Source organism: Treponema zioleckii (assembly GCF_014737315.1).
Taxonomy (GTDB): domain Bacteria; phylum Spirochaetota; class Spirochaetia; order Treponematales; family Treponemataceae; genus Treponema_D; species Treponema_D zioleckii.
In genome coordinates this window covers 68,149-74,777 of record NZ_JPUF01000008.1, presented here as the reverse complement: position 1 = coordinate 74,777, position 6,629 = coordinate 68,149, and the positions used below count along the sequence as shown (strand labels likewise).

7 protein-coding genes are annotated in these 6,629 nt (G+C 42.4%); 4 read left to right on the top strand and 3 right to left on the bottom strand.

Translation table 11 applies throughout. From position 1 onward, the window contains the following. Positions 1–34 precede the first annotated feature (34 nt). The 3 genes from JI65_RS03655 (at position 35) to miaA (ending at position 3,258) form a co-directional block, all read left to right on the top strand. Complete coding sequence (locus JI65_RS03655) at positions 35–826, top strand: family 16 glycosylhydrolase (RefSeq protein WP_191014022.1); 792 nt, start codon at positions 35–37, stop codon at positions 824–826. A 121-nt stretch (positions 827–947) separates the two neighbouring features. Further along, a complete protein-coding gene (locus tag JI65_RS03650) occupies positions 948–2,204 on the top strand; it encodes a class I SAM-dependent rRNA methyltransferase (RefSeq protein WP_242457154.1) in 1,257 nt (418 codons plus the stop codon). 94 nt (positions 2,205–2,298) lie between these two features. Continuing rightward, positions 2,299–3,258 (top strand): tRNA (adenosine(37)-N6)-dimethylallyltransferase MiaA, encoded by a 960-nt coding sequence (gene miaA / locus JI65_RS03645; protein WP_191014021.1) that lies wholly within the window; start codon positions 2,299–2,301, stop codon positions 3,256–3,258. A 202-nt stretch (positions 3,259–3,460) separates the two neighbouring features. Here miaA and JI65_RS03640 read toward each other — a convergent pair whose 3' ends face one another. Then, on the bottom strand, positions 3,461–3,673 hold the full coding sequence (locus JI65_RS03640) for a hypothetical protein (RefSeq protein WP_191014020.1): 213 nt from the start codon (positions 3,671–3,673) through the stop codon (positions 3,461–3,463). A gap of 216 nt (positions 3,674–3,889) precedes the next feature. Here JI65_RS03640 and JI65_RS03635 point away from each other — a divergent pair, with 216 nt between their 5' ends. Next, positions 3,890–4,690: a TatD family hydrolase gene (locus JI65_RS03635; RefSeq protein ID WP_191014019.1), complete on the top strand. Its 801-nt coding sequence runs from the start codon at positions 3,890–3,892 to the stop codon at positions 4,688–4,690. Here the strand turns inward: JI65_RS03635 and JI65_RS03630 are convergent. After that, complete coding sequence (locus JI65_RS03630) at positions 4,668–5,012, bottom strand: Hpt domain-containing protein (RefSeq protein WP_191014018.1); 345 nt, start codon at positions 5,010–5,012, stop codon at positions 4,668–4,670. The genes JI65_RS03635 and JI65_RS03630 overlap by 23 nt on opposite strands. A gap of 9 nt (positions 5,013–5,021) precedes the next feature. Beyond that, entirely contained in the window at positions 5,022–6,626 is a 1,605-nt protein-coding gene (locus JI65_RS03625) for a fumarate hydratase C-terminal domain-containing protein (protein ID WP_191014017.1), read from the bottom strand. Positions 6,627–6,629 lie beyond the last annotated feature (3 nt).

Here is a 6,629-nt window from a genome sequence, read left to right as displayed (position 1 = left end):
ATTTCAGAAACTTTACTTGCATAAGGAGGAATTTATGAAAGTGAATTTAAAAATGAAAGGAATGCTGCTAGCTCTTACTTCCATGCTGCTGTTAGGTGCCTGTTCCCAGGCTGCAGAGGAAGCTCTTGCATCGGATGGTGACGGAGAAACTTCATCATCAAGGGCTGTGCAGAGTTGGAGCCTCTGGGACGGTCTGGACTACCACAATACCGGTGTTTTCGGTAAGGCAGACTGGACGAACGGCGGAATGTTCAACTGCGGATGGAAAAGCGATCATGTTACGTTCAAAAACGGAAAAATGACGATTAAGCTTGACAACACTCCGAGTTTTGGAAAGCCGTATACAAGCGGTGAATACAGAACCCACAATACATTCAGCTACGGAACTTTTGAAACGAACCTGATTGCCGCAAAGGGCGACGGACTTGTAACTTCATTCTTTCTTTATACGGGAAGTCCGTGGGACGAAATCGATGTTGAAATCCTCGGAAAAGATACTACGAAAGTTCAGTTCAATTATTATGTAGATGGCGTTGCCAATAATGAAAAAATCGTTAACCTTGGTTTTGATGCAAGCAAAGGCTATCACAAGTACGCAATTGAATACGGCAACGGCTATATAAACTGGTACGTTGACGGAAAATGGGTTTATGGTGTCAACAACCAGGGATTCAATGCGCCTTACGGAAAGAAAATGCCGTCTCACCCGATGCAGATAATGGTTAACTTATGGCCTGGCATTGGCGTTGACAGCTGGCTCAACCATTTCTGGTATTCAGGTCCGAAATATGCTTCTTACGATTACATAAAATATACGCCAAAATAATTGAGTTCAAGACGGAAAGATGAAAACGAAAACCATTCAATTTTCAGTTTCCATCTTTCCTCTTTCATCTTTCCATTTTTCCATGTTGCTCAAATCGTGTTTTTAATTATAATTTTTCAGTATGAAGATTTTTCCAAGAGTTTTTTTTAAATCTAAAGAAGAAAATGAAGTAAAACAGGGATTTCCCTGGATTTTTGACAATGAAATCAGCTCTGTAAAATTTGAAGCTGATGACGGAAGCGGAATTAAGCAGACTACCCTCGAAGAAGCGCTCGTAAACGATGGCGATGTTGTTGAAGTATTTGCGAAAGGTGGCGCATTTTTGGGAAGCGGCGTTATAAACCGAAAATCAAAAATTACCGTGCGTATTATCGGAACGGAACATGCAGACCTGATTATGGCAGACCCGGCGTCATTTTACCATAAAAAAATTCAGGATGCGTATGATTTAAGAAAATTGCATTACAGCACAAAAGATTCATACCGTCTTGTTTACGGCGAAGCAGATTTTATTCCTGGGCTTATCGTTGAGCGATACTGCGACACAAAACGCAATGTTTATCTTGTCGTTCAGTTTTTGACACTTTCGTGCGAAGTTTTTAGAAAAGAAATCCTTTCGGCTCTGCGTGACATTATAAAGCCTTACGGAATTTATGAGCGAAGCGACGCTCCGACACGCGAAAAAGAGGGCTTGCAGCTCCGTGCCTGCTGGGAAGGCGAAGTTCGCGACGAAGTGATTACAATCCGCGAGAACGATGTTCTTATTGAAGTTGACCTTGCTCACGGGCAAAAGACGGGCTACTTCCTTGACCAAAAAGACAACCGTAAGATTGTAGGTTCACTTTGCGAAGGAAAGCGCGTTCTTGACACCTTTACCCACACAGGCGCGTTTGGCTTAAATGCCGTAAAGAACGGGGCTAAGCAGGTTATAAGCGTTGATATTTCCGAAGATGCGGTGGCTCTCGTAAACAAAAATATCGAGCTTAACAATGCCGGTGCAAAAATGAAAGCCGTTTGCGCAGATGTTTTTGATTTGCTAAAAGAATACGAACAGAAAGGCGAGAAATTTGACGTAATCATTCTTGACCCGCCAGCGTTCACAAAATCTGCTAAAAACATTCAGAAAGCTTATGGCGGATACAAAGAAATCAACTTGCGTGCAATGCGACTTTTGAATCCTAACGGAATTTTGGTCACTTGCTCATGCTCTTACTTCTTTGATTCTGAGCACTTCTACGGAATGGTTATGAAAGCCGCCGAAGACAGCAAAAAACGTGTTCAGGTGCTCGCAAAATATGGAGCCGGCCCAGACCATCCAGTTTTGCTCGGCTATCCAAAGTCAGAATATCTTAAATGTGCAATTTGCAGAGTAGTGTAAACTAAAATTTGAATTTACAGGCAGCTTTCCGAACGGGGAGCTGTTTTTTTTGCCTCGTTGAAAAATGCTTTGGCCTGTGCTATCATTCACTTTCATGTCATATAATTCAATTTTTGTAATCGGACCTACTGCAGTCGGCAAGACCGCCATTGGCGTTCAGCTTGCCTCACGACTTAACGGCGAAATCATCAGTGCGGATTCCCGCCAGGTTTATAAAGGACTCGATATTGGCTCCGGAAAAGACCTTGCGGATTACGATTTGCCGACTGGGCACATTCCGTATCATTTGATTGACGTTTGTACGCTCCAAAAAGAATATAATCTCTTTGATTTTCAGGAAGGATTTTATGACGCGTTTGAAGATATCCAAAAGCGCGGGAAGTTGCCTTTGTGCGTGGGCGGAACCGGAATGTACGTTGACTCAATCGTTAGCAATTACAATATGATTCCGACGCCAGAGAATCCAGAAATGTATGCCGAACTTAGCGCAAAATCTTACGACGAGCTAAAAGAAATCCTTATCCGCGAAAAAGAAAAACTCCACAACACAACTGAATTTGGCGACAAAGAGCGCATTATAAAAGCGATAATGATAAACCGCTTTAACACCAGCGAGGAGTGCAAAAAAATTCGCGAGAGCCTTGTGCGCCCAAAAGTTGAGCCTGTAATCTTTGGAACTACGCTTGAACGTTCTTTGGTCCGCGAAAAAATTGCGCGCCGCCTTCGGGAACGTCTTGACCACGGACTCATTGAGGAAGTTGAAGGACTTCACGCGAACGGGGCCGAGTGGGAACGTCTTGAATCCCTGGGGCTTGAATATCGTTTTGTCTCTCAGTATTTGCAAGGAAAAATCGAATCAAAAGAAAAACTCTTTGAGCTTTTGAACCTCGCAATCGGGCAGTTTGCGAAGCGGCAAGAAACCTGGTTCCGTTTTATGGAAAAGAAAGGCGTAAAAATCAACTGGCTTCCGAGAGAAGAAGACGTTAACGCCCGCGTAGAAGCGGCTCTTGCGATTTTAAACTCTCTGGGATTCAGAAAAAAATCTAAAAGTTGAATTTCAACTTTCTGCAAAGCCCGTCATTCCGAATCTATTTTGGAATCTTATGACGGCACTTATTGCAGAAAACTTGATTTTTGACCTAAAAATCAAAAAAAAATCCCGATTCAAGTCGGGATTTTTTGTTTTCTTAATTCTGGATTTATAAAATGTCTTTTGAAATAAAAGTATTAAAAAATAACGAAAAATAAAAAGATGATTACGCAGTAGCAGTCTCTGCTTCCTGTACCTTTTTGATGTAACCGGTTCTGATGCAAGAATCGAACAAAGCCTTGCTGATGTAGTCTGTAGTGATGTCATCATAGCCATCTTTGTCACGAACGATTCTTATAACGTAGCCATCATCCATTTCACGGACGATAGTCATGTACGCCGCTGATTTTCCGATACTTTTTAATGTGTAAGTGCCCATTTTTTTTCTCCTGTAAAGGGACTGCTCCGACATTTTATGGTTCTTGCTTACGTTAGCTAAAGCCTGCAAGACCAATTAGTAAGTCTTTTAGTTTTGTCCCAAACTCTATAAAATAAATTGCGCTGGAAAATCCAGCTCCTTACGTTTTAAATTTCGGAATCTAAAAAAATAAGTTAAGTGATTTTTCTGTCGGAAAAACTTTATGGAGGCATCAATTTGACTTTTTGCGACGCTCACATTCATCTTTCGCATTGCGACTTTACAACTTTTTTTAATTCCGAATTTTTTAATCAGAACGAATACAAGTGTTGCACAACTTTTTGTTTAAGTAAAGAAATTGAAGAATTTTATAAGGCTTTTTGTTCTATTGAATCAAAATTTTTTGACCCCGGCGAGATTGAGGGGCATATAAAAAAATCCTTCGGAATTCACCCCCAGATTTTTGCCGAAGGAATTCCTGAATCAGAATTAAAAAGCGAACTTGATTTTTTGGAGAATCTCTTAAAAAAAAATCAGATTGATGCAATCGGTGAAATTGGATTTGATTTGTTCTCTCAAGAATTTAAGGCGACCTTGCCGCTTCAAGAAAAATATTGGCAGATTCAGGCGGAACTTGCAAAAAAATACGAAAAACCGATTATTGTTCACATTCGGAAGGCTGTGGAAAAAATCTTTAAGGATTCAAAATTGCTTTCCAGCCTTCCTGCGGTGGTTTTTCATTCCTTTCCGGGCACTTTGCGCGAAGCCGAGTCAATTTTGAATCATGGGATAAATGCGTATTTTAGTTTTGGAAAGCCGATTTTGAACGGAAAAAAATCCGCGATTGACTGCGTAAAAAATCTTTCGGTCGAAAGGCTTCTTTTTGAGACCGACGCGCCGTACCAGACGCTAAAAAACGAAGCCCAGACTTTTCCTCACGAGATTTTGCGCGTTTATGAATGTGCGGCAAATATTCGCGAGGTGAGCCTGGAATCTTTGTGCGAAAAAGTTCGCCTTAATTTTGAAGGGCTTTTTTGATTTCTTCTTTTACCACGTTGTATTCTTTTTCCATCTGCTTTGCGAGTTCTGGAATGTTACCTGTGGCTTTTCCCCTGAGAATGTCTTCGAGGGACTGACCAACTGTTGTGAGTTGCACCGCGCAAATCTGCCGACCCGCGCCTTTTGTTGCGTGAACGTACTTTGCGCCTTCAATGTAATTGTTCGCGCTTACGAACTGCAAAACTTTATCGGCGTTAAAATCGCTTTCTTTTAAGAATGTTTCGAGCAGGATTGTAAGAAGTTCTTTGTCTCCGTCAACAAGTTCGAGGGCTGCTGTTAGATTAAGAATTTGTTTTTCCATTTTTGGCTCCTAGTTTGATTCGGCAATTTGTTTGTAAAAATCTTCACCTTTGTTATTTGTGATGACGAAACACGGAAGCTTTTTTACGGTTACGAGACGCACCGCTTCCATACCCAAATCCTCATAATCGATGATTTCTTGGCTCACGATATATTTTGAGGCGATGAGCGCCGCAATTCCGCCTGGAGTTCCTAAATAGAATCCTCCGAATTTTTTGCAAGAATCCGTCCACTCGTTGCTGCGGTTTCCTTTTGCGAGCGTGACGAGTGCGGCTCCGCGGCTCATCAGGAGTTCTGCGTAAACGTCCATTCTGCCGGCCGTAGTTGGGCCAAAACTTCCGATTACTTCGCCGTCTGGCGTTCTGGCCGGGCCTGCGTAGCAAATCGGGTATTTTGTTGCGTAGTCAAGAAGCGTGCCGCTTTCGTCAATCATCTTTTTCCAGCGGGCGTGCGCTGCGTCTCGTGCCACAAGAATTTTTCCTGAAAGTTCGATTCTGTCGCCCGGCAAACTGCCTTCGAGCGTCTTTAAAACAGAGTCGATTCCGTTTTCCGTGTTGATTTTTAGGCACTTTCCGTTTGGAGAACCATTTTGTTCCGCGTAGCTTGATGCCTTCTTAAAATCTTTGAGTTCGCTCGGATTTTCTACTGTTTTTTGCAGGTAAAATCCTGTTTTTGTAACGACGGCTTTTAAATTCCTGTGCGCCGAGCAAGAAACGCCGAACGAAATCGGGCAGCTCGCTCCGTGGCGCGGAAGACGAATCACAATCGCTTCAAGTGCGAACGCGCTTCCACCGAACTGTGCGCCGAATCCCGTTTCGCGTGCGATTTTCATCGCTTCTTCTTCGAGTTCCCTGTCCCTAAAGCCAAACTCGTTCGGCTCGTAAGTCATTTTATCGTAGGCTCCGCAAGTGGCCAGTTTTAAGGTGAGTAGATTTTGTTCCGGGCTAAGTCCGCCTGCTACGATTGCGATTGTGTAAGGAGGGCAGGCAGAAGTTCCAAAATGAGAGATTTCGTCCTTCATCAGTTTTGTGAATCGTTCTTTTGTGAGATAGGCTTTTGTGCCCTGAATAAAACTCGTTTTGTTTGAAGACCCGCCGCCTTTCGCGCAAAAAATGAATCCCATTGAGTCTTGTGGCAAATCTTCTATAAAACTTGGAACTGGCGCGAGCGAGCCTGTTGCCGAAAAAATTGACACTTGGGCGGGCATGTTGTTTTTTGGGTCAAATTCATCGTAAAAACTTTTTGGGCAGCTAGTGGAGAATCTGAGTTTTTTTTCGTCGTAGATTTTTTTTGCCCCTGCGCTTAAAGATTCATATTCGTTCGGTGCAAAAAAATTACCCTTTTTCCAGCCGAAAATATTTGCGATTCCTGTATCCTGACAGAGCGGGAATTTCTTTTCGCTAGAAACCTGCGCATTTTTTAGGATGCACGAACAAACGTATTTGTCGTTCTCGCTTGCCGATGGCGAAAGCGCGGCTTTTATTACGTTTTCCAGATGCTCTTTTGTAAAAGTGAACGAAAGCCGTTCAAAACCGTCTTCTGCAGTTTTTTTTAGAATGTCGCCATCTTCAAAAGGATAAAAATCAAAATCAGAATCGTCAAAAATTTTCTTCATTCA